Source organism: Paenibacillus cisolokensis (assembly GCF_018403665.1).
GTDB lineage: Bacteria > Bacillota > Bacilli > Paenibacillales > Paenibacillaceae > Paenibacillus_AH > Paenibacillus_AH cisolokensis.
Window position 1 is genome coordinate 1 of sequence record NZ_BOVJ01000001.1, and the last position, 26,446, is coordinate 26,446.

Annotated in this window: 27 protein-coding genes, 1 tRNA gene and 4 pseudogenes; 24 read left to right on the forward strand and 8 right to left on the reverse strand. The window is 56.7% G+C overall.

Going from position 1 to position 26,446, the window contains the following annotated elements:
* Positions 1 to 223: 223 nt before the first annotated feature.
* Positions 224 to 415, reverse strand: a complete 192-nt coding sequence (locus PACILC2_RS00005; protein WP_213526657.1) for a hypothetical protein — start codon at positions 413 to 415, stop codon at positions 224 to 226.
* Between the two features lie 563 nt (positions 416 to 978).
* On the opposite strand from PACILC2_RS00005, the gene PACILC2_RS28270 reads away from it, so the two are divergent.
* From PACILC2_RS28270 to PACILC2_RS00020, 3 genes and pseudogenes are all read left to right on the forward strand, one after another.
* On the forward strand, positions 979 to 1,335 hold the full coding sequence (locus PACILC2_RS28270; protein WP_307860246.1) for a cupin domain-containing protein: 357 nt from the start codon (positions 979 to 981) through the stop codon (positions 1,333 to 1,335).
* A 377-nt stretch (positions 1,336 to 1,712) separates the two neighbouring features.
* Positions 1,713 to 2,427, forward strand: a pseudogene (locus tag PACILC2_RS00015) (uracil-DNA glycosylase).
* Position 2,428: 1 nt separating this feature from the next.
* Positions 2,429 to 3,202, forward strand: a complete 774-nt coding sequence (locus PACILC2_RS00020) for an SPL family radical SAM protein (protein WP_244863112.1) — start codon at positions 2,429 to 2,431, stop codon at positions 3,200 to 3,202.
* Between the two features lie 43 nt (positions 3,203 to 3,245).
* Here PACILC2_RS00020 and PACILC2_RS00025 read toward each other — a convergent pair whose 3' ends face one another.
* The gene (locus PACILC2_RS00025; RefSeq protein ID WP_213526659.1) at positions 3,246 to 4,160 is read right to left on the reverse strand and encodes an S-layer homology domain-containing protein; all 915 of its coding nucleotides are present in this window, start codon (positions 4,158 to 4,160) and stop codon (positions 3,246 to 3,248) included.
* A gap of 180 nt (positions 4,161 to 4,340) precedes the next feature.
* Here PACILC2_RS00025 and PACILC2_RS00030 point away from each other — a divergent pair.
* The 4 genes and pseudogenes from PACILC2_RS00030 to PACILC2_RS00045 all read left to right on the forward strand — a co-directional run bounded on the left by PACILC2_RS00030 (position 4,341) and on the right by PACILC2_RS00045 (position 6,075).
* Positions 4,341 to 4,416, forward strand: a tRNA-Val gene (locus PACILC2_RS00030).
* A gap of 503 nt (positions 4,417 to 4,919) precedes the next feature.
* A complete protein-coding gene (locus tag PACILC2_RS00035) occupies positions 4,920 to 5,090 on the forward strand; it encodes a hypothetical protein (RefSeq protein ID WP_213526661.1) in 171 nt (56 codons plus the stop codon).
* A gap of 48 nt (positions 5,091 to 5,138) precedes the next feature.
* The gene (locus PACILC2_RS00040) at positions 5,139 to 5,486 is read left to right on the forward strand and encodes a hypothetical protein (RefSeq protein WP_213526663.1); all 348 of its coding nucleotides are present in this window, start codon (positions 5,139 to 5,141) and stop codon (positions 5,484 to 5,486) included.
* Between the two features lie 335 nt (positions 5,487 to 5,821).
* Positions 5,822 to 6,075, forward strand: a pseudogene (locus PACILC2_RS00045) (DUF3892 domain-containing protein).
* Positions 6,076 to 6,144: 69 nt separating this feature from the next.
* Here the strand turns inward: PACILC2_RS00045 and PACILC2_RS00050 are convergent.
* Positions 6,145 to 6,876, reverse strand: coding sequence for an MBL fold metallo-hydrolase (locus tag PACILC2_RS00050; protein WP_213526667.1), 732 nt, complete (start codon positions 6,874 to 6,876; stop codon positions 6,145 to 6,147).
* 193 nt (positions 6,877 to 7,069) lie between these two features.
* Here PACILC2_RS00050 and PACILC2_RS00055 point away from each other — a divergent pair, with 193 nt between their 5' ends.
* The 3 genes from PACILC2_RS00055 to PACILC2_RS00065 all read left to right on the forward strand — a co-directional run bounded on the left by PACILC2_RS00055 (position 7,070) and on the right by PACILC2_RS00065 (position 8,431).
* The gene (locus tag PACILC2_RS00055) at positions 7,070 to 7,270 is read left to right on the forward strand and encodes a hypothetical protein (RefSeq protein ID WP_062492446.1); all 201 of its coding nucleotides are present in this window, start codon (positions 7,070 to 7,072) and stop codon (positions 7,268 to 7,270) included.
* 163 nt (positions 7,271 to 7,433) lie between these two features.
* A complete protein-coding gene (locus PACILC2_RS00060; protein WP_213526669.1) occupies positions 7,434 to 8,000 on the forward strand; it encodes a stalk domain-containing protein in 567 nt (188 codons plus the stop codon).
* A 110-nt stretch (positions 8,001 to 8,110) separates the two neighbouring features.
* A complete protein-coding gene (locus PACILC2_RS00065) occupies positions 8,111 to 8,431 on the forward strand; it encodes a DUF1292 domain-containing protein (protein WP_062492448.1) in 321 nt (106 codons plus the stop codon).
* A 77-nt stretch (positions 8,432 to 8,508) separates the two neighbouring features.
* Here the strand turns inward: PACILC2_RS00065 and PACILC2_RS00070 are convergent, their stop codons facing one another.
* Complete coding sequence (locus PACILC2_RS00070; RefSeq protein WP_213526671.1) at positions 8,509 to 8,934, reverse strand: DUF1885 family protein; 426 nt, start codon at positions 8,932 to 8,934, stop codon at positions 8,509 to 8,511.
* A gap of 65 nt (positions 8,935 to 8,999) precedes the next feature.
* Here PACILC2_RS00070 and PACILC2_RS00075 point away from each other — a divergent pair, with 65 nt between their 5' ends.
* Positions 9,000 to 9,197 (forward strand): hypothetical protein, encoded by a 198-nt coding sequence (locus tag PACILC2_RS00075; RefSeq protein ID WP_213526673.1) that lies wholly within the window; start codon positions 9,000 to 9,002, stop codon positions 9,195 to 9,197.
* Here PACILC2_RS00075 and PACILC2_RS00080 read toward each other — a convergent pair.
* Positions 9,194 to 10,663: an aminotransferase class I/II-fold pyridoxal phosphate-dependent enzyme gene (locus PACILC2_RS00080; RefSeq protein WP_062492451.1), complete on the reverse strand. Its 1,470-nt coding sequence runs from the start codon at positions 10,661 to 10,663 to the stop codon at positions 9,194 to 9,196. The two genes, PACILC2_RS00075 and PACILC2_RS00080, sit on opposite strands and share 4 nt — an antisense overlap.
* A gap of 191 nt (positions 10,664 to 10,854) precedes the next feature.
* Here PACILC2_RS00080 and PACILC2_RS00085 point away from each other — a divergent pair, with 191 nt between their 5' ends.
* On the forward strand, positions 10,855 to 12,039 hold the full coding sequence (locus tag PACILC2_RS00085) for an MFS transporter (RefSeq protein WP_213526675.1): 1,185 nt from the start codon (positions 10,855 to 10,857) through the stop codon (positions 12,037 to 12,039).
* Between the two features lie 186 nt (positions 12,040 to 12,225).
* Here the strand turns inward: PACILC2_RS00085 and PACILC2_RS00090 are convergent, their stop codons facing one another.
* Positions 12,226 to 12,915: a YktB family protein gene (locus tag PACILC2_RS00090; RefSeq protein ID WP_213526677.1), complete on the reverse strand. Its 690-nt coding sequence runs from the start codon at positions 12,913 to 12,915 to the stop codon at positions 12,226 to 12,228.
* 249 nt (positions 12,916 to 13,164) lie between these two features.
* Between PACILC2_RS00090 and PACILC2_RS00095 the strand changes: the two genes are divergently transcribed.
* From PACILC2_RS00095 to gnd, 3 genes and pseudogenes are all read left to right on the forward strand, one after another.
* Entirely contained in the window at positions 13,165 to 13,761 is a 597-nt protein-coding gene (locus tag PACILC2_RS00095) for a YkzI domain-containing protein (RefSeq protein ID WP_062492454.1), read from the forward strand.
* Between the two features lie 181 nt (positions 13,762 to 13,942).
* Positions 13,943 to 15,538 (forward strand): gluconokinase, encoded by a 1,596-nt coding sequence (locus tag PACILC2_RS00100; protein ID WP_213526679.1) that lies wholly within the window; start codon positions 13,943 to 13,945, stop codon positions 15,536 to 15,538.
* 78 nt (positions 15,539 to 15,616) lie between these two features.
* Positions 15,617 to 17,028, forward strand: a pseudogene (gene gnd / locus PACILC2_RS00105) (NADP-dependent phosphogluconate dehydrogenase).
* Between the two features lie 22 nt (positions 17,029 to 17,050).
* On the opposite strand, the gene PACILC2_RS00110 reads toward gnd, so the two are convergent.
* Positions 17,051 to 17,359: a hypothetical protein gene (locus PACILC2_RS00110; protein WP_372447005.1), complete on the reverse strand. Its 309-nt coding sequence runs from the start codon at positions 17,357 to 17,359 to the stop codon at positions 17,051 to 17,053.
* Positions 17,360 to 17,477: 118 nt separating this feature from the next.
* On the opposite strand from PACILC2_RS00110, the gene PACILC2_RS00115 reads away from it, so the two are divergent.
* The 6 genes and pseudogenes from PACILC2_RS00115 to ptsP all read left to right on the forward strand — a co-directional run bounded on the left by PACILC2_RS00115 (position 17,478) and on the right by ptsP (position 24,331).
* Positions 17,478 to 18,014: a shikimate kinase gene (locus PACILC2_RS00115; RefSeq protein ID WP_256364518.1), complete on the forward strand. Its 537-nt coding sequence runs from the start codon at positions 17,478 to 17,480 to the stop codon at positions 18,012 to 18,014.
* Between the two features lie 71 nt (positions 18,015 to 18,085).
* Positions 18,086 to 19,387 (forward strand): 3-phosphoshikimate 1-carboxyvinyltransferase, encoded by a 1,302-nt coding sequence (gene aroA / locus PACILC2_RS00120; RefSeq protein WP_062492458.1) that lies wholly within the window; start codon positions 18,086 to 18,088, stop codon positions 19,385 to 19,387.
* Between the two features lie 20 nt (positions 19,388 to 19,407).
* On the forward strand, positions 19,408 to 19,842 hold the full coding sequence (locus PACILC2_RS00125; protein ID WP_062492459.1) for a CoA-binding protein: 435 nt from the start codon (positions 19,408 to 19,410) through the stop codon (positions 19,840 to 19,842).
* A 92-nt stretch (positions 19,843 to 19,934) separates the two neighbouring features.
* Positions 19,935 to 20,534 (forward strand): hypothetical protein, encoded by a 600-nt coding sequence (locus tag PACILC2_RS00130; RefSeq protein ID WP_062492460.1) that lies wholly within the window; start codon positions 19,935 to 19,937, stop codon positions 20,532 to 20,534.
* A 145-nt stretch (positions 20,535 to 20,679) separates the two neighbouring features.
* Positions 20,680 to 22,562, forward strand: a pseudogene (locus tag PACILC2_RS00135) (glucose PTS transporter subunit IIA).
* Entirely contained in the window at positions 22,559 to 24,331 is a 1,773-nt protein-coding gene (gene ptsP / locus PACILC2_RS00140; RefSeq protein WP_062492462.1) for a phosphoenolpyruvate--protein phosphotransferase, read from the forward strand. Before PACILC2_RS00135 ends, ptsP begins: the two are co-directional and overlap by 4 nt.
* Positions 24,332 to 24,370: 39 nt before the next feature.
* Here the strand turns inward: ptsP and PACILC2_RS00145 are convergent, their stop codons facing one another.
* Positions 24,371 to 24,901, reverse strand: a complete 531-nt coding sequence (locus PACILC2_RS00145; RefSeq protein ID WP_062492463.1) for a type 1 glutamine amidotransferase domain-containing protein — start codon at positions 24,899 to 24,901, stop codon at positions 24,371 to 24,373.
* A 125-nt stretch (positions 24,902 to 25,026) separates the two neighbouring features.
* On the opposite strand from PACILC2_RS00145, the gene PACILC2_RS00150 reads away from it, so the two are divergent.
* The 3 genes from PACILC2_RS00150 (at position 25,027) to ytxJ (ending at position 26,413) form a co-directional block, all read left to right on the forward strand.
* On the forward strand, positions 25,027 to 25,461 hold the full coding sequence (locus PACILC2_RS00150; protein ID WP_062492464.1) for a VanZ family protein: 435 nt from the start codon (positions 25,027 to 25,029) through the stop codon (positions 25,459 to 25,461).
* 145 nt (positions 25,462 to 25,606) lie between these two features.
* On the forward strand, positions 25,607 to 26,020 hold the full coding sequence (locus PACILC2_RS00155) for a hypothetical protein (RefSeq protein WP_062492465.1): 414 nt from the start codon (positions 25,607 to 25,609) through the stop codon (positions 26,018 to 26,020).
* Positions 26,021 to 26,056: 36 nt separating this feature from the next.
* Positions 26,057 to 26,413 (forward strand): bacillithiol system redox-active protein YtxJ, encoded by a 357-nt coding sequence (ytxJ, locus tag PACILC2_RS00160; protein ID WP_213526683.1) that lies wholly within the window; start codon positions 26,057 to 26,059, stop codon positions 26,411 to 26,413.
* Positions 26,414 to 26,446 lie beyond the last annotated feature (33 nt).

Here is a 26,446-nt window from a genome sequence, read left to right on the forward strand (position 1 = left end):
TATTGCAAAACGCTCATATTGCAAACGGTTTACCGTCCGCATGTTCATTTAAGAGCAACTCCCAACGATTGTCAATATTTTAATGAATTAATGTGTTAGAGCATCATAATCTTGTTACGATTACGCTTGCATTTTACAATTTTGAAAGTTTAGAAATTATTAAGCAATTATCACAAGAATATATCGATATTGTTAATCGATTATCACAACAGGCAGTTGAAAATCAATCGTTTCCTAGCGCTTCATAAAAAATTTTCTTTCGCGTCGCATCAATATGCTCCTCGATGAAATCGTTCGTGTCGAGGTCGGAAAAATCCTTATAGCCTGCAAGCTTGGCACGAGAAGTCATATGTTGTAAATTGGAAGAAGCTTCTGGTGCATTGGTCTTGGCGTTAACATCGCTTTGAGCACTCAAAATTTTTTACTATTCGGACGAATCAAGGCGAAATTCTTCAGCAAGGAAGGGATTTTATGAACTACATCATCATTGTTTTGCTTATTGTGAACCTCGGAGTCCTGCTCCATATTAACAGTAAAATCCCTCGTGGAAATTACATAAAAGAAGCAATGGAAAGGGACAGAGATCAGAGGGGACATTAGCAACATAGGGGATCGGGATATGGTAAATGTAGAATCAGCATTTTGGATCGTTTCCGAAAAATGGCGAGGCTAATGGAAGATTGGGGAATCACAGGGTACGAGCTTCAAGAAGTCGCCCATAAAGGGCCAAGTTCGGGGAAAGTTCCTTGTTACTTGCTTGTTCCGATAGGGACACTTCCGGCATGAAAAATGCCTCGTATCTATTTCGTTACAGAAGAGCAAGAGACTGGCTTTTTGATCCTGTTATAATCGTTGAATAATTATTATCTCCATCTGCGTTATATCCCTTTGCCGCCTGCGCGGCGCTGGAGAATGTCAAATCGGTTCGTTGCGGCATACAGTAAATAGACGTTAACCCAAAATGGAGGAACAACCGCAATGATGGACGCTGTTTGGCAAGCGCCGGATGTAACGTTGGCCGCCGATTCCACCCGGGTGCTCAATTACGAGCGCGACCCGCACAATTATATTACCCAGCTGTTTGGAAATCAATTTCCAGCGATCAGGAACGGTATATTCAATGTCCATTTGAGCAAAGGGATTATCGTTCAGCCGCACTGGCATACGAATGTGACCGAAACGGTATTTGTAATCGATGGAGAGGTCGTGACATCGGTTTTCGATCCTTTTACGCAGCGGCCGTTGATTTACCGTTTGAAGCCGGGGCAAGTATCCGTATTTCCGAAAGGCTGGTTTCACTGGATTTTGGCGGTGACCGACCGCGCTCATTTTTGACCATATTCGATCAACCGACTCCCGATATTGTGTACGGTTCCGATTTCTTGCGTTTCACGCCCAAAGAAGTGATGAACCGGGCCTATTGCGTCAATGAAGACGTCTATGAAAAGCAGTAGCGCCCATCCGGGAATCCGTCATTCTCGGACCGCCGATCGGATGCGGTCAGCATCAGGTCAACTCCCCGCGGCAGGGCAGGGAACCGCAAGCCTGAAGCGGGCGCCCGATCCGCGAAAACCCCCAAAACAGCCGATCCGGTCCAACGTTTTGGCGGGTTCTTTTTCGTTTTCGGGTGAAATTTCTTTAAATGTATACGGCTGCGGATGGAAGACTGGTATAATTAAGTAGGAACGAGAGCAAGACGAGGAGGAATTCCGGTGGGGGCAATTTTTCATAATGATTGGGGACAAATTCTGCATGCGGAGATGGACAAGCCATACTACCGGCAATTGCGCCAGTTTCTGATCGAGCAGTACCGGTCCGTCACCGTTTACCCGCATATGAACGACATTTTTAACGCCCTTCATTATACTTCGTTCGAGCAGACGAGCGTCGTTATTTTGGGTCAGGACCCGTATCACGGACCGAGGCAGGCGCACGGCTTGAGCTTCTCCGTACAGCCCGGCGTGCGGATACCGCCGTCACTGCAAAACATTTACAAAGAACTGCACGACGATCTCGGCTGTCCGATTCCGGATCACGGTTCGCTCGTATCGTGGGCGAAGCAGGGCGTGCTGCTGTTGAACGCCGTGCTGACGGTTCAGGCCGGCATCGCCAATTCGCATCAGGGCAAAGGGTGGGAACGGTTCACGGATCGCGTCATCGCGGCGCTCAACGACCGGGAGTCTCCGGTTGTATTTATTTTGTGGGGACGCCATGCGCAGGAAAAAGCGTCTTTCATCGACAAGCGGCGGCACTGCGTCATCGCTTCGGCGCATCCGAGCCCGTTTGCGGCTCATAAAGGCTTTTCGGCAGCCGGCCGTTCTCGCGGGCGAACGCGTTTTGCGCAGTGTCGGAAGGCCGGAGATCGACTGGCGCATTCCGCCGCTTGCGGAGCTAGCTCAGGAGGAGCTGGCTCTGGAGAGGCGCTAAGATGGCTCCGCGCATCCAAATCCGCAAAGCGCCGCAGCGCTGGCTGACGCCTGCAGGGGGTTATTTGAGCGGTTACAGCCATACGTTGAATCCGTATGTCGGTTGCGCGTTCGGCTGCTCGTACTGCTATGTAAGGGAAATGCCTGTCGGACGGTTTCGGGAAGAGGCATGGGGAAGCTGGGCCGATGTCAAAACGGTTGACGAAAAACGGTTTCGCGCGGAATGGAAGAGGGAGAAAGCGAAGGGGCCGCTTCTTCTGTTCTTCGGTTCGGCGACAGACCCTTACCAGCCTGCCGAGATCCGGCACGAGGTTACGCGCAGCTTGCTGCGCCTGATGGCGGAGGATCCTCCCGAGTTCGTGCTGCTGCAGACGCGCAGTCCGCTTGTCGTAAGGGATACGGAGTTGATCCGCTTGTTCGGGGATCGGATTCGGGTCAGTCTGACGATCGAAACGGACAGCGAGGACGCGCGGAAGCATTTTACGCCTGCGGCGCCGCCGCTGCAAGCGAGATGGCATGCGGCGGAGCAACTGAGCGCCGCCGGCATTCCCTATCAGCTTGCGGTCAGTCCGCTGCTGCCGCATACGCCGGCATTCGCCGAACGGCTTGCCGCCGCGGCCGGACGCATCGTCGTCGACGATTTTTCCGGGGCGACGGCAGCATGGGCAAGCGGACGGAGAGGCTCGGTCTGCGCGCGAGCTACAGCGCGTTCGGAGAACCTGAGCTGTACGCGCCGGAGACAGCCGACCGGTTTTACAGCCGGCTCGCCGCGCTGATGCCCGCGGGAGCCGTTTTCTTCGGCCAGGAAGGATTTCGGCCTTAAGAAGCGAACCGGACCTTGTACGACGAAGCTACGTAGGTTTCGGCCTTCACTTCCGTAATGACTTGCGGATACATCTGATTCGGGTCCGGTTGTACCGTTTCGACATGAAGGATTGCCGTATCGTTGTCGAACGTAATGGAAGCGATGCGGATGCCGTATCCCGGATGAGGCGCATCGGCCGTTACCGTTACCCGGTTCACTTCCGGATTAACCGGCGTCAAGCTCAGCTTCAAGTTTTGCAATTGCGGCTGCGGTTCGGGTTCCGGCTTGGGCTGTTCCGCCATTTCTTTCACAAAATCGATCGCGTCATGCAGCCAAGCCGCGGCTTCGCTGCGGGTTATCGCTTTTTGCGGATAAAATTTGCCCGATTTGTCGAGCTGAATGACCTTGATGTTCAGCAATCGCTGGATGCTTGTCATGTAGTCGGGATTGATGTTGTTCTCGTCCTTGATGATATGGTAAATCTCGGTAAATGCGTAGTCTCCCGTCGTAATCAAAGCCTGATACAGCAAATGGGCGAACTGCTCACGGCTGATGGACGAATGCGGCTTCACGTCTTTCGGGATGTCCAGACCGTTATGGTGCGCGATCACGAAAGCTTTGGCGTACCAGGCTTTGTCGGGAACATGCGTGAAGTAGTCGCTCGCCTTCGGCTCCTTAATGAATTGGATATGGGCCAGGCTCAGCTCCATTCCTTTCACGATCAAAGATACGCCTTCGGCGTAGCTCAGCTTGCCTTTCGGATTGAAGCGGCCGTTTTTCGCACCGTTTACGATTCCTTTGTTTTTCAGCTTTTCGATTTTCGCCGCGTTCGGATCGTGGCCGGTATCCGGAAACGCCGACACCGACTGCAGGGGAAGCAGCAGGATCAGAAACGCGGCGAGCAGTGTGATGACGGATCGTCTTTTCATCAAATTCACCTCTTTGGATCAAGTTTTTGTTTTGATTCATCACGTTAGACGGCGATCATATGGAATTGGTTGCACCAGCCGGCGCAAAATAGTCCTTTCGACATAGGGCAAAAAATTTTAAAAAAGTTGTTGACTGCGCGTTTCATTCCTGATATATTATTACTTGTCTCCGGTAAATATGATCTGTTAGCTCAGCTGGGAGAGCACCATCTTGACAGGGTGGGGGTCAGTGGTTCGAGCCCACTACAGATCACCATATGAAGTGATGAGAAGCCTTGTACATCAAGGCTTCTTTTGTTTTTATCGCACCATGACTACAAGACCGGTGACATCGCTCTTAACCACCATTACGTGATATGAATAATAACCAAAATGTAGGAACAGTGGCGTAAAATGAACGAATTTGGTCCGTGGCAACTCACCCTAGTTTAAACGTGAAGATCGAACTTCTATTGAAGTCGATTTAAATCTAACCGCCGCCCCAATAAGCAGCAATAACGCTCCGATTAAAGTAATGGCTGCAGCCAAGTGGTTTAATTCAGCGACACGATTGGTCATTATAACACCTCCAGTTACACGATTGATCATTATAACACCTTCTGTTAATTATATGTTTTTGGAAAATGGTAGCGATTGGACGAAATGAAAGAAAAATTCGAGGCCCAACCGAAATCCCTTGATCATCAAGGGATTTTTTGTGTCTATTTGCGCTTCCGTTCGAATAAGCTGTACCAAAATGGGAGAACGGGAGGGTGCGGGATGGCGGCTGAATACAGCTACCTGTTCGCTTGGCTGCTCGGTCTGGCGGTCATTCTCGGCGCGGTCATTGTGGTGTTCGCGAAAATGTTAAGCGAAGACAGCGTCGATTACGACGAACGTTACATCTGGCTGCGGAAGCTGCCGGACGATGCATATCACCGGCGAAAATGAGGCATACTGTTTTCCAAAAGGCTCTCCGCCTGTTTGGGAGGCTGCTCGATGGATTCGAATGGTTCAGACTGGAAAATCGTAGCCGGCTTTATGGCGGCTGCGGTATGCCTCATGCTGCTGCCGGCGGCATTGCCGGGCTGCGATGATCAACGGCATGCCGTGCCGGCAGATGTCCGGGCGGAGCAAAGCGTTCGCGGAAACGTCTATACCGATGAGGTGCGGACCGATGTGTACGGCAAAACCGAACCGCTTCCTCCCGGCTACACGCCTCCGTCGGGACAAGATATGTTCGGAAGTTACGGTGCAGATGATCCGGACCATCCCGCATTATTCCCGTCCGATGAGGAAGACGCCGGCCGTTCTGACAAGAACGGGGAAGCGGAAGTGCTGCCGTAAATCGGCCACACCGAACAAAGCCCGGCACGATGTATGAAGTGCCCCGGGCTTATATTTATTCGTCCCATTTGCGGGAGTATGCTTTCTTCGTGACGAACAGCAGCAGCGCCACCATTGCGATCAGCATGATAAAAGAAATCATATAAACGACCAGCATTATGACCGCCTCCCTTCCCGTTTTCGTCCGGTATTTTTTCGGCGCGCATACGCTCTCTAGCATACCTTATCCGTCCGGCTGCCGACTATCCCGTTCATGATAGCAATTCCGAATATTTTCTGACAATGAATGCGATACTACAACCGTAAGGCCAATTATGACCGAGGAGGCATGCGACATGACAGATCCGAACGGAACGCAGAGTGCGCGTGAAAGGTTCGTGGCGGTGCAAAAAACGGGGACGGCGATTTGACCGCATTCCAAACGTCCACCGGCCGGATATTGGATTACGGTCAGGCGCTGCAGGCGGTGAAGGCCGGGGAAATCGCAGGAGTCAACGCGTTCAAGGGCAGAGACGGGGAAACGTACATTCGCGGAGACGCGGACGGCGACCCGACGAACAATTTGGATCAATTGCCGACTTTCGAATAAACTAAATAAAATTCGAATAAATTTCGTTGATTCGGAAAGGCCCGTCGGTCGCGACGGGCCTTTCGCCATTCAGATCGGATAGCGGACATGCGGCTCGACAAACCGCATTCGTCCTGTGCGGCCTTCGAAAGCCTCCTTGTCATCGCCGTAATGCATCAGCCATATTTTCTCCTGCAGCCGTTCCGGAAGCGTCAGCAGCTCCGGCAAAGCGGCGTGCACTTCCCCCGGAGGATGAAGCTGGCAGTCGTGGAAGATCGTCCGGATGCCTTCGCGGTCGAGCCGCTCGAGCAGATCGGGATCGAACCGCATATCCGCCGAATAAAAGAACGTCCCGTTGATGACATAGGAAAAGCTGATTTTGCCGGGGACATGCCGGGTGCGCAGCGGCTTGACGCGCAAACCCGGCAGAAGTTCGCTTTCCTCTCCTTCCTCAAGCGGATAAACGTCAAAATAATGCGTCAGGCTGTCCGCCTCTTCCGATTCCATCCCGCCTTTCAGCGTATGTTCCCATAACGGCGCAACGAGCGGCGCGGGAACGTACAGCACCGGCTTGCGCTTGTATACGTATTTCATCTGGTACGCATATTCCTCCAGCCCCCCGACATGATCGCCGTGAATATGGCTGATCAGCACCGCGTCGATTTCGCCGAAATGACGGCCGAGACGATACAGCGCGGATGGGCATGTTATGCCGCAATCGAGCAGCAGGGTGCGGCTTCCCGTTTCGATCAGCGCGTTGTTGTTGTCGTACCGTTTGGCAAACGCGCTGCCGGTGCCGATCATTTGGATATGTACAGCCATTATCTCCACCTCGCTAAATAAATTTCCGTTTATGTTCAATGTATCATGCATGACGCCAGGGCGGAAGAAAACTTTTCATAGTACCGCCGCATACGGCACATACGCCTTTATCTTTCCTCGGACATTCCGCATACAATGCAGGGAGCGCGGACAGCGCGGAATTTCGGTTCGTTGAGGAAGGGGAGCGGGAAAGATGAGCAAGGTGAAAATGGCCAAAAGAAACAAAAATGCCGGTTCGGAACGCCGTCAGATGGAAATGAAACTGGTCTTGTCGGAGACATGCGCGGTCTGCAAAACGCCTTGCGAACGCGGACTTCGCTACCTCGATCGAATGCGCCGCGCGGGAGCCGCAGGCAAAGGCGTGCCGTGCATTCTGACCCGAAAATGGGTGTGAACGCCGGCAGGAACATTTCCCCGGCAATCGCAATATGTTGCAAATTGCGACAAATTCGGCTGCTTGACTTTTGCGAAGAAATGCGGGACGGCCCCGCAACTTTGGTATACATGCGGAGTATAACCTTACATCCAGAGAATAACGGATGGAGGTTTTGCATCGCATGAAAGTTCGAAAGCTGCTCATAGTCCTGTTCGTCCTCAGCTTGTGGGGAGGTACGATGGTATTTGCCGATGCGGCGGCTCAGCGGGTGAACATTTTGGTAAACGGAAAAGAAGGCGTAAACAGTGGCGTCATCATCGACGGCCAGACCCTTTTGCCGCTGCGTGAAATAGCCGGCTCGCTGCAGGCGCTGGTCGCGTGGGACAACGATACGAAAAAAGTAATCGTAACGAAACCGAACGTTCACATGTTTCTGTTTCAGGACCAGAAGACGTTCGGCAATGTCGACAAAAATAATCGGTACACGTTTAACGTGTTTGCACAGATTGACAATTTGACGACCCAAATCAGCGCGGTCAAAGTATCGATCTTCAATCCGGCCAATCAGGAGACGGTCATCCAGTCGCAAGATGTAAATCTGAAAGGAAAGGACAACTTCTGGTTCCGGACCGAAAATATCAAGTATCACTTCGAAACGGCAGGCAAATATGCCGTACGGTTCTTTATGAAGGCTTCGCCCACCGATGAATGGGGGCTTGTATCCGAGAAAATGATCACGGCAGAATAAACCGTTACCAGGCGCCCCTCCGCTGCGGCGGACGAGGGCGCCTTGCGGTTGAACGGCGAACATGATACGATACGAAGGTGCCAATACAATGATGGAAATGGGGAACGCGAATGACCGATCACAAGCATGACAACCAATGCGGATGCGGACACGATCACGACCACGATCACGAACATGAAGAGCATGTGTTTCTCGTGGCCGACGACGAAGGTACGGAACGCGAGATGGTAATGGTGTACACGTTCGAATCCGAAAATCAGCTCTATGCGGTGCTGCTCGACCGCAACAATCCGGAAGAAGACGGCGTCATTTTCCGCATAGAGGAAGAGAACGACGAGGCGTATCTTGTCGGCATCGAAGACGATGCGGAATGGGAGCGCGTCACCCGCATTTACGAAGAGATTGCCGAGCAGGAACGGCAAAGTTCCTGAGCAGGCGAAACGGTTAAGCTGAAAAACATCCCGGTCATTTGTCCAAATGGAAGGGGATGTTTTTTTGTGCGGGTATTTTATTTGCGCGGATTATAGTAGATCGTGCGGCCGTTGAACATCGTAAGCGCGGCTTTGTACTGCTTGGCCAAAAACTTGCACAGCTCGTTCGCTTTCGCCTTGTCGCCGTGCGTGGCGTCGTCCGGCAGTACGACCTGTATGCATGGCCTGGCGGTTTCGCCGTCGCCGGCGGCCCGCTCGGAAATGCCGAACACGATGTATCGGTAAAGCGGATCCTTGCCTTTCAAATAAAACCATCGGTCCTCTTCGCCCGGTTTGGTTTCGATGGTGTACGGAAATGCGGCCTCGGCATAATCCCAATTGAGCTGCTTGCCTGTGCGCGCGGTCCGGTCCCGGTAATCCAGCAGCTTCCGCTGCAGTTCCGCGAGCGTAATCCGCTCTGCGGCCGAGCCTTCCACGAATGCAATGTAAGCGCTTTGAGCCAATGATTTCCACCCCCAAACCATCATAGCATGCCGACCTGAGGTTGACAATAAGTGGATGGCGAGCCATGACCCGGCATCGGCTGCGCGGAACGGTTTGCCGGGGAATCGCGGGGAAGCAAGGGGAACAAGGGGACGGGAGCGAAAAACGGTTTCGCGGGAAAGGCGACGGAAAACGCGCAAAAGCGCCGCCGAAGCCGCCTGTCGGACAGGCGGCCCCGGCGGCGCAACAATTCGCCGGCCGTTTTATGCCGAAGCGAAGTTAGAAGATCGCTTCTTCTTCCACAATGACCTTGACATATTCGATCGTCCGGTCTTCCGGCCCTTTTACGGGCAGGCCGACTTCGACATGATCGACGATATAATCGATGTTCTGCTGCGAAATGACTTCGCCGGGCAGCAGAATCGGAATGCCGGGCGGATAAACGTAAATAAACTCGGCAATAATTCTGCCGGCCGATTCCCGGAACGGAACGATCTCGGTCTCGGCGTAGAAGGCGTCCCGCGGCGTCAGGGAGAGCTGCGGAATTTCCGGTATTTTCACGACCAGCTCTTTCACTTCGCCGCGATTGTAGAACTCGTCGGACAGCGCCTGCAGCGCACGGATCAGCTTGTCGATCGTGTCCTCGCTGTCCCCCGGCGTGACGAGACAGAGAATGTTGTACATATCGCTCAGCTCGACTTCGATATTGAATCGGTCGCGCAGCCAGTTCTCCGTTTCGTAGCCGGTGATGCCGAGATGGCGGACATGGATCGTCAGCTTGGTCGGATCGAAATCGTATGTCGCTTCGCCGCCGAGCACTTCTTCTCCCATACAGTACAAGCCGGGAATCCGGTTGATCGCCGTCCGCGCTTGATCTGCCAGCCGGATGGCGCGCTCCGCCAGATCATGGCCGTTGATCGCCAGATTGCGTCTGGACGTATCCAGGGAGGCGAGCAGCAGATAGGAAGTGGACGTCGTCGTCAGCATGCTGATAATCGTCTGGACGCGCTGCGGATTGATCCGGCCCTTGCGGACGTTCAGAACGGAGCTTTGCGTCATCGAACCGCCCAGCTTGTGAACGCTGGTGGCCGCCATATCCGCGCCGGCCTGCATGGCGGACATCGGCAGTTTCTCGTGGAAGTGAATCAGCGCACCGTGCGCTTCGTCGACGAGGACGGGAATATCGTAGCTGTGGACAAGCTCGACGATTTCCCGCAGATTGGCGCAGATGCCGAAATACGTCGGGTTGATGACGAGCACCGCTTTGGCGTCCGGATGGCGCTCGAGCGCCCGGCGGACCGAACGGGTCGTAATGCCGTGATCGATGCCGAGGTTCGCGTCTCGTGCGGGCGAAATAAAGACCGGTCGCGCGCCGGCGAAAATGATGGCGGACATGACCGATTTATGCACATTGCGCGGGACGATAATTTTGTCGCCGGGCGAACAGACGGTCAGAATCATCGTCATGATGGCTCCGCTCGTGCCCTGTACAGAGAAGAAGGTGTAATCGGCGCCGAACGCGTCCGCCGCCAGCTTCTGGGCTTCTTCGATGACGCCGGTCGGCTGGTGCAGGTCGTCGAGCGGAGCGATATTGATCAGGTCGATGGACAGCGCATTGTCACCGACAAATCGGCGGAATTCCTCGTCGCTGCCCACCCCTTTTTTATGTCCGGGTATATGGAATTGCACCGGATCGCGTTCCGCATGCCGGCGCAGCGCGCTGAAGAGCGGGGTGCGGTTGTGGTCCATCGCTTTTTTTCGTCCCTGCCTTTCGTTTCGAAGGAATCGCTATTGAAATCAAACAAGGATGAGTATAGCAAAACGAAGGGGATTGCAAGCTGCATTTTTGCCGAAAATGATAGTAGACTTTTGTTCCCGAATTGTTCATAACCGGAAGGCTGTCCGTTGTGGTACGATAAGGGGTATTGGAGGGAATCTGGATGAAAGATAAGCGATTGCTGATCGTCATGGCGATGATCGTCACGACTTTTATCGGCTTCGGCATTATTATTCCGGTCATGCCGGAGATTATTAAGGAAGCCGACCCGGCGCTGGCGGAAACGCATACCGGATTGATGCTGGCCATCTATTCGGCCGTGTCGTTCATTCTGTCGCCGGTGTGGGGAGGGTTGTCCGACCGGATCGGCCGCCGAAAAGTCATCCTGACGGGCGTGCTCGGCTTCGCGGCCAGCTTCCTGCTGTTCGGCCTCGCTTCGGGCAATCTCGCGCTCATGTATGCGTCGCGGGTGCTCGGCGGGTTGTTCTCCGGCGCCGTGACATCGGTCATCGTCGCATATGTGGCCGATATTACGCCGCCCGAACAGCGGACCAAAGGGATGGGGCTCGTCGGCATGTCGATCGGCCTCGGGTTTACGGTCGGTCCCGGTTTCGGCGGACTGCTCAGCCTCGTTTCGCATGAGACCCCTTTCTTTGCCGCCGCCGCGCTGGCGATGGTGACGTTCTTCCTGGCGCTCGGGAAATTGACGGAATCGCTTCCGCCCGAAGCCCGCAAGCAGGCGCCGCAGCGAAGGCAGTCGCGCTGGACCGCTTTCACCGGTCCGCTCAAATATTTGTACGTGCTGGCGTTTTTCGTGTCGTTCTCGCTTGCCGGACTGGAAGCGACGCTGCAGTTTTTCGGCATTCGCCGATTCGATGTGACACCGCTTGAGGTTGGCGTCATGTTTTTCGTCTGCGGAATCGTCGGCGCGCTCATTCAGGGCGGCGTCGTCCGCCGCATGGTCCGCAAAGGTGAGGAGCCGAAATATATCGCGGCCGGGCTCGTCATATCGGCGATAGGCTTCTTTATGCTGCTTGCCGCCCACAGCCTCTGGTACGCGACGCTGTCGCTCGCCGTTTTCGGCGTCGGCAATGCGCTGATCCGCCCCTGCGTCACGTCCCTCATTACGCAGAAGACGACTGTCGGACAAGGGGTCGCTTCCGGTCTCAGCTCGTCGATGGACAGCCTTGGCCGCATCACCGGACCGCTGGCGGGCGCCTTGTTGTTCCGGATCGATCTGCTGCTGCCTTATTTGCTGGGCGGCGTCATTTCATTGGCCGCTCTCCTGCTGCTGCTTCGTTTCCGGACGCTCGACCGGGGCGAGATTCAGAGGGCGCACAGCGTCTGATCGCGGCGCCGCCTTCACAGCTACGCAGCCGCTTGCTGTACCGAAAATCCGCCTCGCTTTCGCCTGACCGGGCGTAAGCGAGGCGGATTTTCTTTTTCTTCGCCGATAAGCGCGAAGCTTTTTACGCTTGGGAGGCAAATTCGCGGGAATATTTGCCCGATCGGCGAATACGATTTTTACACAGCTTTACACGGCGCTGCCGGCGCTTCGGGCCATGCGGTACAGCGGAAGCAGCGTCTCGAACGTTTGCTCTGCGAGTCCGATCAGCGCTTCGCCGTCGCGAAGCCGCTCGTCGCCGCGCCGGATCTCGATGCCGCACAGGACCTCGGCCGCCTTCACGCTGGCGAGACGCTCGAACAGGCGGGCGAGGCCGCCGTCGTTCTTCATTTCGCCGTGAGGCGTACTTTGCGCAACCGTATGGTCGCCCGACCAGACGTAATGATCCGGGATCGCGCGGGCGATATCGGCAAGCGATGCGAGCGCCCGTCTGGCGAAAGCGGCTTTGTCCGGGGCTTCGTATATGACGGCGAACTGGATAAACAGATGCGATTCGAACAGACCGATCTGAAAATGCGGCAAAGCTTTATATCCCCGCTTGTTCGCAGAGAAAGCGACCCATGTATCGTTCGGCGGATGAACGGTCCGGCGGGCGTGCTTGGCGACATGGGGGAACATTTCTTCCCCGCACATGGCGGACAGGGCCGGAGCCAGCCTCTCGCCGAGCAGCGTCAGCTTCGGCCGCACGCGTTCGATCAGGGCGCTCATGCGCGCCTCCAGTCCCGGAATGGCGAATACGTCGAAATCGGCCGCCGCAAAGCCGTCGAACCGGCGAAGGGTACCGGCCGCATGAGCGGCTGGCGCCGATGGGGTCGTCATAGGTCAACACTCCTTGGTCGTCGTTAGTCTTTTCCATTATAGCATAGCTCGTCCGTCTGTCCGGTATCCGCGAACAGCACAGCCCGTCCGATCGTCCGGTTTCCGCGCCAGCATCGCAAAAAACGGCTTGCCCAACCTTTTAAAAATAGTCAATAAACCAAGTTGCCAGAACATAAAATGAAGTATAAGATAGGAGTATAGAAAAATTGTCAGAACATTTCGTCAAAAATTGTGCAAGGAGGGATTGCCGTGAACAGGAGCTACGAAGTGGAATACTGCAATCTGGAACTGCGATTCGACCGCCGGCAAATCCAAAATCTGATCCGGGATTTGATCCAAGAAGGTTATTCCTTGTATTGGAGCGAGTCAGAGGCGCAATTCCTCATATCGGTACGCACAGGACGAAAACTGGTAAAGCTGAGGTTTCAGAAGCTTTTGAACTGCTACAAAATCGTGGGGGATTACGTGATCAAGGACGAGAAGCTCGCGGAATTGATCGAGAAACTGATCAACGACACAAGAGGTCATGCGGTAGTAAAACGGATTAAAGACCGCCAGATCGTCATCGAAAATATTATGTTTGGCGAAATTATTCGGCTTGTGGAGGTGTCGGGAATGGAGCATCGCATTATCTATCAGAAAAAGCCGTTTGTGACACTGGACGAAATTACCAGGGCGTATCAGTCGACGAGAGCGGAGGAGCGGGCGGCCGTTCTCCGTTACGAGCTGGATTACGAACTGGCGACGTTGTACGAAGCGCTGCAGGAAGGCAGGGAGGAAGACGCGGCGGCATCCAAGGAACGTCTGGCGTCGCTCCGGGTGGAAATGCTTCAGCTGGAATTGTAAGAAGGGGGAAGCGGCGCCGCATTCGGCGGCGACGGATTGTTCGGTTTGGGGGGGCGTCTTGCCGGCATTCGGCGAGCCGCCCCTTAAGCTTTACATCTTCGAAACGTATAGCTAGAATGAAGGAAGATTGCTTCAATGATCGAGTGCGATCATCCATTCGCTTGCGTTAAGGAGATACTGCATGACATCAGGATCAGATTTTGCCAAGCGGCCGGCCATTATGGCGGTCGATCTCGGAACGACGAGCGCCAAAGCCGTAGCCGTATCCGTCCGCTCGCTTACGGAGGGGGGAGACGGCGGCTTCGTGCTCGCCAAGGCGGAGCGGGACTATCCGCTGCTCGTGCCTTCTCCCGGCTATGCCGAACAGGAGCCGGAGCGGATCCGTTCCGCAGCGGAAGGCGCCGTGCGCGAGGCGCTGGCGCTGGCCGGCCTAACGGCCGGGGATATTGCCGCCGTTGCCTTCAGCTCGGCCATGCATGCGCTGATCGCCGTAGACGCGGCCGGCGACCCGCTGACGCCCTGCATCACCTGGGCCGATCAACGGGCGGCCGCAATGGCCCGGCGTCTGCGCGAGACCGGGCATGCTTCGCGGCTGGCGCAGCGCACCGGCGTGCCGGTTCATGCGATGACTCCGCTCTGCAAGCTGATGTGGCTGCGCGAGCGGGAACCGGAGCTATTTGCCGCCGCCGCGGCGTTCGTCGGCATTCGCGAATACGTGTTTGCACGGTGGTGCGGCGGGCCGTATCTGTCGGACGAATCGGTGGCGGGCGGCACCGGTCTCTATAATGTACATACGGGCGCCTGGGATCCGGAAGCGCTGGCGCTGGCCGGCATCGGCGAGGAGCGGCTTCCTGCGCTCGTTCCGTCGTCCTTCGCGGCGCCGGGGGGGCTGCTGCCGGGACCGGCGGCGGCGATGGGGCTTGCCGCCGGCACGCCGGTCGTCATCGGCGGCGCGGACGGCGTCCTGGCCAATCTCGGCGCGGGCGCTGTCGAGCCCGGCGTTGCCGCCGTCACGGTCGGCACGAGCGGCGCAGTCCGCGTCGCGCTGCCGCGTCCGGCGGCCGATGCGGCAGGCCGCCTGTTCTGCTACCCGGCCGGCGGCGACCTGTGGATCGCCGGCGGGCCGGTCAACAGCGGCGGCGTCGTGCTCCGCTGGCTGCGGGACAAGCTCGTTCCCGCAGACGCGCAGGTCGCTGTCGCCGCCGGCGAAGACCCTTACGAGCGCCTCGTCTCTCTGGCGCTCGAGGTGCCGCCGGGTGCGGACGGCCTGCTCTGCCTGCCGCACCTGGCGGGGGAGCGCGCGCCGCATTGGGACGAGGACGCGCGCGGCGTCTTTGTCGGCCTGTCGCTCGGGCACGACAGGCGGCACATGATCCGCGCAGCCCTCGAAGGCATCGTCTTCGGGCTGCGCGCCGTGGCGGAAGCGGTGGCCGAGCTTGGCGGGCCGATCCGCGAAATTCGCGTCTCGGGCGGATTTTTCCGCTCGGCGCCGCTGCGCCAGCTGACGGCCGATATGATCGGCTGCCCCGTGGCGATGGCGGACACGAGCGACGCTTCGGCCCTCGGCGCGGCGCGCTTCGCCCTTGAAGCGCTCGGCCTTCAGGCGGGACCCGCGCCCGGCATTGCCGAGCTGCGGCACCCGGACGCGGGCGCATCGGCCGTCTACAACCGGCTCTATCCCGTATACCGGTCGCTGTACGGCAGCCTGGCAGCGGCGTTTGCCGACATCGCGTCGTTCCAGCGGGACTGGCAAATGCGGGACGTTTCGACAAAGTAGTTTTCACGGTACGCCAAAAGAAGTACAATATAAAGTATTGCGGTAAATAAACTCAGAAGATCGAAGGTGGAGGAAACTATGGCAAAACAGCAGATCGGCGTCATCGGGCTGGCCGTTATGGGCAGAAATTTGGCGCTTAACATTGAAAGCAAAGGGTTTACCGTATCGGTCTACAACCGTTCGCGGGAAAAACCGACGATTTGATGAAAGAGGCGGCCGGCAAAAATATCGTGCCGACGTACAGCATCGAGGAATTCGTGGCGTCGCTGGAAACGCCGCGCAAAATTTTGATCATGGTGCAAGCCGGAGCGGGCACCGACGCCACGATCGAAGCGCTTGTCCCCCATCTGGACAAAGGGGATATTATCATTGACGGCGGCAACGCTTATTTCCCGGACACCCAGCGCCGCAGCCGCGAGCTCGAGGCGAAAGGACTGCGTTTCATCGGTACGGGCGTATCGGGCGGCGAAGAAGGCGCGCTCAAAGGGCCGGCGATTATGCCGGGCGGTCAGGAATCGGCCTACAAGCTGGTCGAGCCGATCTTGACGGCCATTTCCGCCAAAGTAAACGGCGATCCTTGCTGCACGTACATCGGTCCGGACGGCGCCGGCCATTATGTGAAAATGGTGCATAACGGAATCGAATACGGCGACATGCAGCTGATCTGCGAAGCTTACCATCTGCTGACCTCGGTGCTCGGGCTGACGACCGAGGAGCTGCACGAGACGTTCTCGGAATGGAATCGCGGCGAGCTGGACAGCTATCTGATCGAAATTACGGCCGACATTTTCTCCAAGTACGATCCGGAAACGAACAAGCCGATGGTCGACGTCATTCTCGACTCGGCCGGCCAGAAAGGAACCGGCAAGTGGACAAGCCAGAGCGCGCTCGATCTTGGCGTTCCGCTCTCGATCATTACCGAATCGGTATTCTCGCGCTTCATCTCGGCGCTTAAGGAAGAGCGCGTAGCGGCGAGCAAGCTGCTGAAAGGTCCGCAAACCGCTCCGTTCCAGGGCGACAAGAAGGCGTTTATCGAAGCGGTCCGCAAAGCGCTGTTCGCGAGCAAAATTTGCTCCTATGCGCAAGGCTTCGCTCAAATGCGGGCGGCGTCGGAAGAGTACGGATGGAATTTGCGCTACGGCGACATCGCGATGATTTTCCGCGGCGGCTGCATTATCCGCGCCCGCTTCCTGCAGAACATCAAGGAAGCGTACGACCGCGATCCGCAGCTGCGCAATCTGCTGCTCGATCCTTATTTCAAGGAAATCGTCGAGTCGTACCAGGGGGCATGGCGCGAAGTGGTGGCGACAGCCGTTCAGTACGGCATTCCGGTGCCCGGGTTCGCAAGCGCCCTTTCCTATTTCGACAGCTACCGCACGGAGCGGCTCCCTGCCAACCTGTTGCAGGCGCAGCGTGACTATTTCGGCGCCCATACGTTCAAACGGGTGGATAAAGAAGGGGTATTCCATTTCAACTGGCTCGAATCCTGAGCAGGCGGAAACAACCGGCCGTTCAAGCGAGCGGCTGCTCGAAATCGCGCACCGCTTCGGCGAGCAGAAGCCGGAGCCGGTCGATCTCCTGCTCGTTTCCGGGCCTGCGGTGGATGAGCAGCATCGCCGCCTCGGCGAACAACCGGTAATTCCTGAGCAAGCGTGGCTGCGGCAGATCCAATAACGCCGGATCTTCCCCGGCCACCTTTTTTTTAATATAATCAAGCACCCAGACGACATCGTCCCGGCAGAGCGGATAGTCGGGGGCGAGCAAGCGGTCGAGACGCAGCCTGACAGGGTAGGACGATGACGGTTCGGACAAGGGGACCACTCCCAATCTTTGGATAGACGACTTAGTATTATCCTTACGGAGCATAAACTTTTTATACCGTTTCCCAATAAAAATGGTATGCTAAGACAAATAACAACTATAAAAGGGTGCAGCAGTTTTGGATCGAACATTGCTTGACAAACCGATCGTGCTGATCGGGTTTATGGGGACCGGCAAATCGACCGTGTGCCGGCTGCTTGCCGAGCGGCTCGGCTGGTCCTGGAAAGATACCGACGAGGAAATCGAGCGGCGGGAAGGACGGTCGATTCCCGATATTTTCGCCGAATCGGGCGAACCGGCGTTTCGGGCGATCGAAACCCAAGTGCTTGCGGATTTGCTCGATACGCCGAAAATCGTACTGGCAACAGGCGGAGGCGCGGTGCTGGCCGAAGCGAACCGGCAGGCCATGCTGGAGAAAGGCTATGTTGTAGCGCTCAAGGCGGAGCGGGAGCAAATCGTGAGCCGGGTGCGCAACGATCCGAACCGTCCGCTGCTGCAAGGGGATGTGGAAGGCAATGTGGCGCGGCTGCTTGCCGCACGCCAAAATGCCTACGATTTTGCCCATTTGACGGTCGATACGACCCGTCTGAGCGCGGAAGCGGTCGTCGAACGGATTGCGGCCGCCCGTCTGGAGGCGGCGGGGAACGCCCCATGAACACGGCCTCGTGAACGCTTCATGAAACGGCAGAACAAACGCATAACGCATATAAAGGAGAACGAAACGGTATGGACGTAATCGTAACGCCGACGCCCCGTCTGCGGGGAGACATTCAGGCGCTCTCATCGAAAAATTATACGACGCGTTATTTGCTGGCGGCAGCGCTTGCGGACGGAACGAGCACGATTTATTATCCGGCGCACAGCGAGGACAGCGACGCGATGCGCCGCTGCGTCCGCGATCTGGGCGCCGTTCTGGAAGAAGACGGAGAGAAAATTGTCATCACCGGCTTCGGCGGGAAGCCGAAGGACGTTCGGGAGCTTGATGTCGGCAATGCGGGCGCCGTTCTGCGCTTCCTGATGGCTATTGCCTCATTATGCCCGAACGTGACGTTTGTGAACCGTTATCCCGAGTCGCTCGGCAAGCGGCCGCATGACGATTTGATCGACGCGCTCGAACAGATGGGGGTCGAGATCGACCACAACGGCGGCAAGCTGCCGATTACGATTCGCGGCGGCAAGCCGAGAAGCGGCCGCATTCGCGTATCGGGCAGCGTCAGCTCGCAATATTTGAGCGCACTGCTCTTTTTGACGCCGCTTCTCGAAGGAGACAGCGAAATCGAAGTCGTCGGCGACTTGAAATCGAAGGTCGTCGTCGGCCAGACGCTCGAGGTGCTGGAACAGGCCGGCATCGTCATCGAAGCGAGCGAGGATCTGATGCGCTACCGCGTGCCGGGCGGCCAATCGTACGCGGCCAAAACGTATACGGTGCAAGGCGATTATCCGGGTTCGGCAGCCGTTCTCGCCGCGGCGGCGGTCACGGAATCCGACGTGACGATTCGCGGCCTCGTCGAAAACAGCAAGCAGGGCGAGCGCGCGATTATCGATGTGCTGCGCATGATGGAAGTGCCGCTGACGCATCATAATGCGGTCGTGAACGTTCGGGGCAACGGCAAGCTGAAAGCCGTCGAATTCGACGGCGACACCGCAACCGATGCGGTGCTGGCGATGGTGGCGGCGGCCGTCTTTGCGGAAGGAACGTCGCGCTTTTACAATGTCGAAAATTTGCGCTACAAGGAATGCGACCGCATCACCGATTACTTGAACGAGCTGCGCAAGGCGGGAGCCGATGTCGAGGAGCGCCAAAGCGAAATTATCGTTCACGGCAAGCCGGAAGGCGTCGAGGGCGGTGTGGAAATCGACGCGCATTACGATCACCGCGTCATTATGGCGCTGACGGTCGTAGGGTTGCGCGCCCGGCGGCCGATCGTCATTCGGGACGCGCATCATGTCGCCAAATCGTACCCGATTTATTTCGACCATTTGCGGGCGCTGGGCGCCCAAGTGGAATGGGTGAAAGTCGAGTCCTAACCTAAGGAGGGAGCAAACGTATGGCATTCGAAAATCCGTCGAGAGAGCAAATCCGCAACATTTTGCTGGAGTCGTCCGTCATCGCCGTCGTCGGCTTGTCGGATAAGCCGGAGCGGACATCGTACGCCGTATCGGAAGCGATGCAGCGCAAAGGGTACCGGATCGTCCCGGTCAATCCGAATGCGACTGAAATTCTCGGGGAAAAGAGCTATCCGACGCTGAAAGATATTCCATTCCCGGTCGATATCGTCAACGTCTTCCGGCGCAGCGAATTTACGCCGCCCGTGGCGGAAGAAGCGGTCGCGATCGGCGCCAAGACGCTGTGGCTGCAGCTCGGCATTTATAACGAGGAAGCGGCGAACATCGCTTCCGCCGGCGGGCTCAACGTCATCATGGACCGGTGCATCAAAGTGGAAGATTCCATTCTGCTCCCTGAGGGAAAATCCAGAACATGACGGAATAAACGCGCGGCGTCCCTCCAACAATAAAAAAGGCTTCAGCGCCGATGCGGCTGACTGGAGACTTCACCCTGCACAGGAGGACAAACATGAATTACTTTTCGGGCAATCAGGGGACGTTTCAAAATCAGCAAAACCAGCAGAAATACCAGCCGGTAGGTTTCGTACAGTCTCAATATAAAGGCGGCATTTCCAAGCGCAGCGCCGGCCCGGTTATTTCGCACACCGGCTACCAGGCTTCCGCGCAGCAGCAGTTCGGCCAACAACAAGCCCAAAGCTTCGGCATGGCCCAATCCGGGATGCAGCAGCAATGGCAGCAATCCGGAATGAATCAATCGATTTCGAGCCGTACCGGCGCCGGTCCGGTCATTTCCCGCGTCGGCTACCAGGCCGGCCAGAACAACCAGTTCAACCAGGCACAAAGCGGCTTTGCGGCCCAAAATCAGCAGCAGCACAGCCAACCGGTCATTTCTCACGCAGGTTATACGGCCGGCCAAGGCGCTCAAAATCCGGTCATCCAGGCAACGACAGCGAATTTCGGCCAGCAGCAATCCTGGTCCGGCGCTTCGTCTCAGCAGCAAGCGTCCGCTTCGTATCATCCGGTGTACCAGGCGACGAACGCCCAAAACTCGGGTCCGGTATATTCGCATGTCGGCTACCAGGCCGGCGCGCAGCAGCGCCAATTCTAATCCCGCTTCGGGCAGGGAACTGAAGCTATGGATGACGGGCCGGCAGCGGCCCGTCTTTCGCTCGTTTTTGACAAATCGAAATCAAGCGCTTAACATCGTTATTGGATGTTGAGAACGGCAAAACAGGGAGGGAAGGGGGAACGGGATGAATTTCATGGGAGGCTTGCAGCAGCTTGGCCGTTCGTTTATGCTGCCGATGATCGTACTGCCCGGCGCGGCCGTATTTTTAAGCCTTAGCGAGTTGCCTTGGGATCGTCTCGGTTTTCCCGGCATGTCCGGCTATTTGCTGACGGCTGGTCAGGCGCTGTTTTTATTTTTGCCCTATCTGTTCGCGCTCGGCGTCGCACTCGGCATGTCCGGCAATTCGCCGGCGCCGGACTCGCGGCGCTGGCCGGCATGTTTATTTACACCGGCATCGTCGGCTCCAGCGACCATCCGATCGAGCCGAGCGTGCTCGTCGGGTGTCTGATCGGCGTCGTTTCGGGCTATAGCTATGAAAGGTTTAAAGACTTCAAGCTTCCGGAATATATACAGTTTTTCGGCGGTCCGCGGTTCGTTCCCCTGTTCGTCAGCATCTTGTCGCTCATCTTTTCGATCGGGATGGTCGGCCTTGCGCCGCATCTGGAAACCGGATTGATCCGTCTCGGCCATATCGTCGATTCGGCCGGCGGCTTCGGCGTATTTCTGTACGGATTTTTGCACCGCATTCTGGTCGTGTTCGGCCTGCATCATTTGCTTAATCATGTGTTCTGGTTTCAAGTGGGCGGCTACGAGACCGCCGGCGGCGGGATGGTTTACGGCGATCTGCCCCGTTTTTTGCCGGCGACCCGACTGCCGGCGCTTTCATGGCCGGTCTGTATCCGACGATGATGTTTGCGCTGCCGGCGATCGCTTTCGCGATCATTCAGGAAGCGCGCGAAGACCTGAAGCCGAAAATCCGCAAGACGTTTTTGTCCGCGGCGTTGGCGGCGTTTTTGACAGGAGTCACCGAGCCCGTCGAATTCGCGTTTCTGTTCGTCGCACCTTATCTGTTTATCATTCATGCCCTGTTATCCGGCTTTGTCATGTGGTTTGTTTACGAGCTCGGCATCCGTCACGGCTTCTCCTTTTCGGCCGGCGCGATCGATTTTATTCTCAACGAGCATCTGGCCACCCGCGGCTGGCTCATCCTTCCGATCGGGCTTGTGTTCGGGCTTTTTACTATATTTTGTTTCGCTGGGCGATCCGGAAATTCCGCATTCCGACCCCGGCCGGGAAGAAGGCTCGTTGCTGGACGATTTCGCCGGGGATATCCCTTATCGGGCCCCGCTTATTTTGCAAGCCATCGGCGGCAAGGACAATATCGTGCAGATGGAGGCGTGCATTACGCGGCTCCGGCTGAGGCTTGCCAACGACCGGCTGGTCGATATCAACGCGCTGCGCAACCTCGGCGCGGCAGGCGTCATCAAGCTCGGAGGCGGTTACGTCCAGGTGGTGTTCGGCACATTCTCCGAGCTGATCCGGGCCGAAATATTGAAGGTAATCCAGCGCGACCAGCATCAGGTCCAATTCAATTCGCCGCTGCAAGGCCGAATGATCCCGCTCGAGGAAGTGCCCGATCCGATATTCGCCGGCAAAATCGTCGGCAACGGCGTCGCCTTCCTGCCGGAACGCGGTGAACTCGTATCACCGGTGAAGGGGAAAGTCGTGCATATTTATCCGACGATGCACGCCATCGGCCTGCAGACGCCCGAAGGGCTCGAAGTGCTGCTGCATATCGGCATCGACACGTCGGGATTGAAGGATCAGCAATATTTTCATGCCGTCGTGAAGGAAGGCGATATCGTCAATCCGGGCCAGCTGCTCATCCGGTTCGATATCCAGCGATTGCGGAAAGTTTGCAAATCGCTGGCGACGCCGATGGTCATCACCAATCCGGACAAGGTCCGCTCATGGCGGTTTGCGCCGTTTAAAATGTGCAAAAAAGGGCAGTCATCCGTTATGTCGGTCGTACTTAAAGAGAGAAACGGTGGGGGGGAAACGCGATGATTCAAGGTATTGGAGCGTCATCGGGAATCGCGATCGGCAAGACGTTCGTATTGCCAAATTGGGAGTGGGATCTGCCGGAGCAAAAAATCGACGTCGCCGATCTGGCCCGCGAATTCGACCGGCTGTACGAAGGCATTCGCACTTCGAAAAGCGAAATCGAGCAAATGAAGGACGAGCTGCGCGAAGTGGTCGGAACCGACGAAAGTCAAATTTTCGACGCCCATCTCGCGATACTGGACGACCCGGTCTTTATGAACGAAATTCGGGGAATCATTCAGCGGCAATACAAGGCGGCCGAAGTTGCCGTCAAGGAAGCGATCGATCATTTTGTAACGATGTTCGATCTGCTTGACGACGATTACATGAAGGAGCGCGCCCTCGACATTAAAGATGTCGGCAACCGGCTGCTGAAGCATTTGCTCGGCGCTCCCGAAATTACGCTGCCGTCGGATACCCAGCCTTTCATCCTGGTGGCCAGGGAATTGTCGCCTTCGCAGCTGGCGAATCTGAACCCGAACCATGTGCTCGGCATCGTCACCTACGGGGGCAGCACGACGTCCCACTCGGCCATTATGGCCCGGGCGCTCGGCATTCCGCTCGTCGTCGGGCTGGAGTCGAAGCTCGACAGCCAGACCGAGCCGATTCAAACCGGCGATATGATCATTATTGACGGCGGAGACGGCACCGTCTATCTCAATCCGGACGAGGCGACGATCGAACGCTATACGGCGCTACAGAAGAAGCAGCGGGAAGACAAGCAGAGACTGCGCCGTATTGCCGGCATTCGTCCGGTTACCCCGGACGGCAAGGAAGTGGAGCTGGCGGCCAACATCAGCTCGCTGAAGGAGCTCGAAGTCGCGCTTGGCAGCGGCGCCCTCGGCGTCGGCCTGTTTCGGACCGAATTTCTGTATATGGACCGGATCCGGTTTCCGCACGAGGACGAACAGTTCGACGTTTACCGCAGCGTCGCCGAGAAGCTGGAGGGCCGTCCGCTCATTATCCGTACGCTGGACATCGGCGGCGACAAGCAGCTCGATTATTTTGAAATTCCGGAGGAGGACAACCCGTTTCTCGGGTACCGGGCCATTCGCATCTGCCTCGACCGGCGGGACTTGTTCAAAACGCAGCTGCGCGCCATTTTGCGGGCAAGCCATTTCGGCTGCGTGAAAATTATGTATCCGCTCATTTCCTCGGTCGAGGAAGTGCGCGAGGCGAACAGCGTGCTGGCCGAAGCGAAGATGGAGCTCGACCGGGAAGGGGTGCCGTACGATCGCCAGACACAGGTGGGCGTGATGATCGAGGTGCCGGCTGCGGTCCACATTGCCGATCTGCTGGCCGAAGAAGTCGATTTTTTCAGCATCGGCACGAACGATCTCGTTCAGTTTACACTGGCCGTCGACCGGATGAACGAGCAAATTTCCCATATGTACGAGCCGTTTCATCCCGCTCTGCTGCGCATGCTCAAGATCACCGTGGAAGCGGCGAAGCGGGCCGGCATACCGGTCGGCGTATGCGGGGAAATGGCCGGCGACCTGAAAGCTCTCCCGATTTGGCTGGCGCTTGATATCGACGAACTGAGCATGTCGGCGCATTCGATTTTGCATGTCAAGGAACGGCTCCTTCGGACGAAGCAGTCGGCCAGCCGCGAGCTGCTGCCGGAGCTGCTCAATTGCCGGACAAGCAGGGAAATCCATCAGCTTCTGCAGAAATTTATGGAAGGCGTCGATAAAGAGCAAGCCGCCTCTTCCGGGCCGGAAGAGACGGCTTGAGGCGAGGGCGGCGATTATCGGCTGGGCTGCCGGCGGAGGTTAGCTTCGGCTTGCGCGAAGCGCTTCGACGAACGCTTTGGCATACGGCGGAAGATCCGGCGGCCGGCGGGCGGAGATCAGGTTGCCGTCGACGACGACCGGCTCGTCGAACCAGCGCGCTCCGGCATTTTCCATATCGTCGCGAATGCCCGGCGTCGAGGTGACGTTGCGTCCGTTCAGAATGCGGGCGGAGATGAGCACCCAGCCGGCATGGCAAATTTGCCCGATCGGCTTGCCCGCCTCGTTCATTTCGCGGATAAAGGCGAGCACCTCGGGATAACGACGGATTTTGTCCGGCGCCCAGCCGCCGGGAACGAGCACGCCGTCGCAGGACGCGCTGTCCAGTTCTCCGTACGAAAGATCGGAGGTTGCCGGCACGCCGTACTTCCCGATATAGGTCCGGCCTTTCTCGGGCGCGGCGAATCGGACGGTAGCCCCTTCTTCGCGCACGCGATAGACGGGGTACCACAGCTCGAGATCTTCGAATTCGTCATCCAGAAGACAGATGACGGATTTACCTTGAAGCGTCATAATTGAAATCCCTCCCGAAATGATTGGTGATCGGCATAAGAGCTTGGCTCAAGCGCCAGAGACGGCACAGCCGTTTATCGTTTATGCCTGGCCAGAACTTATTTTATTGTAGCGAAGGAGTTGCGATGAAGCAAACCGATCAGCGGCAAACGGGCCGCTTCCGGCGTCTGTGGCGCTGGCTGCCGGCCGTCGCGTGGATGGCCGTCATCTTTGTCTTGTCCGGCCGGGAAGGCGACGAATTGAATACGGTGCTTCCGTTGTTCCAGCAATGGATGCCGTGGATGGAAAGCTTTGACTGGGGACATTATTTCGCCTATTTTATTTTGGCTCTCGCATTCGATTTTGCGCTAGGCGGCCGGGCGGACCGCTGGTCCGGCAAGCTGCTCATTGTGGCGCTGTGCGGACTGTACGGGGTGACGGACGAATACCATCAATCGTTCGTCGACGGACGGACGCCGGATGTGCTCGATTTGCGCAATGATTGCATCGGCGCCGCCATGGCCGTCGCGCTGACGGCGATTCCTTTCATCCGGAAGCGGTGGCGGCGAATCGCGCCGTGACGTTCATTGCCCCGCATAGTAAAAATTTCATGAAAACGGCGGGAAGGATTTTTGCAAAAAAGGTCGAATGTTCTTCTACATGTCGTTCTCTGCCGGTTCGGCGACGCACTCGTCCGGCGGATGCCAGTAGAAGGAGTGACCAGCTTTGCGAAAACGGTGTTCCTGCGGCGACATCATGACGGTAAAGCTTCGCACGGTCATATACTCGGGCAAAGTGGAAATTGACAATGTACCGATTTATTCCTGCCCGTCATGCAGCCGGAGCGAAGTGTTTCCGGAAGTAAAATCGGATCTGACCGGACTGATCGGCCAACTCGGTGAAGAGCCAAAAAAGCAAACCTTTCTGTTTAACGAATGGAATGAGTGGGCAAATTTGTTGGTAGAGTCTGTTATCGGGCACAAGATGCCCGATCTCGAACAGGTGGAGCGTCTGATCGAGGAACGGATCGATGAGCTGCTCGATTTGTACCTGATTGCATGCCGGCTCGGCGACGAAGCGTGGAAAGCGGATTTGAATAAACGGTTGTCACAGATCAGCCGCAGGTATACCCTTACATAGGTTGGGGAATTTGGAGTTTGAAGAGGAGAGAGGGAAATGGCGAACTATCGCACGCTGACGACGGTCGAGCAATGGAACGAAGCGTTCCGGGCAAGCGCGGAGAAGCCGCTGCTCGTATTCAAGCACAGCACGCGCTGCCCGATCAGCGCTGGCGCCTATGAAGAATGGGGCAAATGGCTGGAAGATTCGGCGGATCTCGGGATCGGCCATGTCCTCGTCCGCGTTATCGAGGAACGGCCGGTATCGAATGCCATCGAGGAAGCGACGGGCGTGAAGCATGCTTCGCCCCAAGTCATTTTGGTCAAGGACGGCAAGGCCGTATGGAACACGTCTCACTGGAACATAACGTACTCCTCGCTTGACGAGCAAGTCCGGCAACATTGCGGAAAGTAAAAATTTGTCGTATCATTAACGGTAACGTTTAAT

What these genes read in the sequence shown, in the direction of transcription:
- PACILC2_RS00090 (WP_213526677.1), bottom strand. Translation starts at nt 12,915, where the DNA reads ATGACGACCCCATCGGCGCCAGCCGCTCATGCGGCCGGTACCCTTCGC.
- PACILC2_RS00040 (WP_213526663.1), top strand. Translation starts at nt 5,139, where the DNA reads ATGGATTCGAATGGTTCAGACTGGAAAATCGTAGCCGGCTTTATGGCG.
- PACILC2_RS00080 (WP_062492451.1), bottom strand. Translation starts at nt 10,663, where the DNA reads ATGGACCACAACCGCACCCCGCTCTTCAGCGCGCTGCGCCGGCATGCG.
- PACILC2_RS00025 (WP_213526659.1), bottom strand. Translation starts at nt 4,160, where the DNA reads ATGAAAAGACGATCCGTCATCACACTGCTCGCCGCGTTTCTGATCCTG.
- PACILC2_RS00060 (WP_213526669.1), top strand. Translation starts at nt 7,434, where the DNA reads ATGAAAGTTCGAAAGCTGCTCATAGTCCTGTTCGTCCTCAGCTTGTGG.
- PACILC2_RS00100 (WP_213526679.1), top strand. Translation starts at nt 13,943, where the DNA reads ATGACATCAGGATCAGATTTTGCCAAGCGGCCGGCCATTATGGCGGTC.
- PACILC2_RS00020 (WP_244863112.1), top strand. Translation starts at nt 2,429, where the DNA reads ATGGCTCCGCGCATCCAAATCCGCAAAGCGCCGCAGCGCTGGCTGACG.
- PACILC2_RS00035 (WP_213526661.1), top strand. Translation starts at nt 4,920, where the DNA reads ATGGCGGCTGAATACAGCTACCTGTTCGCTTGGCTGCTCGGTCTGGCG.
- ytxJ (WP_213526683.1), top strand. Translation starts at nt 26,057, where the DNA reads ATGGCGAACTATCGCACGCTGACGACGGTCGAGCAATGGAACGAAGCG.
- PACILC2_RS00075 (WP_213526673.1), top strand. Translation starts at nt 9,000, where the DNA reads ATGACCCGGCATCGGCTGCGCGGAACGGTTTGCCGGGGAATCGCGGGG.
- aroA (WP_062492458.1), top strand. Translation starts at nt 18,086, where the DNA reads ATGGACGTAATCGTAACGCCGACGCCCCGTCTGCGGGGAGACATTCAG.
- PACILC2_RS00065 (WP_062492448.1), top strand. Translation starts at nt 8,111, where the DNA reads ATGACCGATCACAAGCATGACAACCAATGCGGATGCGGACACGATCAC.
- PACILC2_RS00130 (WP_062492460.1), top strand. Translation starts at nt 19,935, where the DNA reads ATGAATTACTTTTCGGGCAATCAGGGGACGTTTCAAAATCAGCAAAAC.
- PACILC2_RS00055 (WP_062492446.1), top strand. Translation starts at nt 7,070, where the DNA reads ATGAGCAAGGTGAAAATGGCCAAAAGAAACAAAAATGCCGGTTCGGAA.
- PACILC2_RS00050 (WP_213526667.1), bottom strand. Translation starts at nt 6,876, where the DNA reads ATGGCTGTACATATCCAAATGATCGGCACCGGCAGCGCGTTTGCCAAA.
- PACILC2_RS00125 (WP_062492459.1), top strand. Translation starts at nt 19,408, where the DNA reads ATGGCATTCGAAAATCCGTCGAGAGAGCAAATCCGCAACATTTTGCTG.
- PACILC2_RS00150 (WP_062492464.1), top strand. Translation starts at nt 25,027, where the DNA reads ATGAAGCAAACCGATCAGCGGCAAACGGGCCGCTTCCGGCGTCTGTGG.
- PACILC2_RS28270 (WP_307860246.1), top strand. Translation starts at nt 979, where the DNA reads ATGATGGACGCTGTTTGGCAAGCGCCGGATGTAACGTTGGCCGCCGAT.
- ptsP (WP_062492462.1), top strand. Translation starts at nt 22,559, where the DNA reads ATGATTCAAGGTATTGGAGCGTCATCGGGAATCGCGATCGGCAAGACG.
- PACILC2_RS00085 (WP_213526675.1), top strand. Translation starts at nt 10,855, where the DNA reads ATGAAAGATAAGCGATTGCTGATCGTCATGGCGATGATCGTCACGACT.
- PACILC2_RS00145 (WP_062492463.1), bottom strand. Translation starts at nt 24,901, where the DNA reads ATGACGCTTCAAGGTAAATCCGTCATCTGTCTTCTGGATGACGAATTC.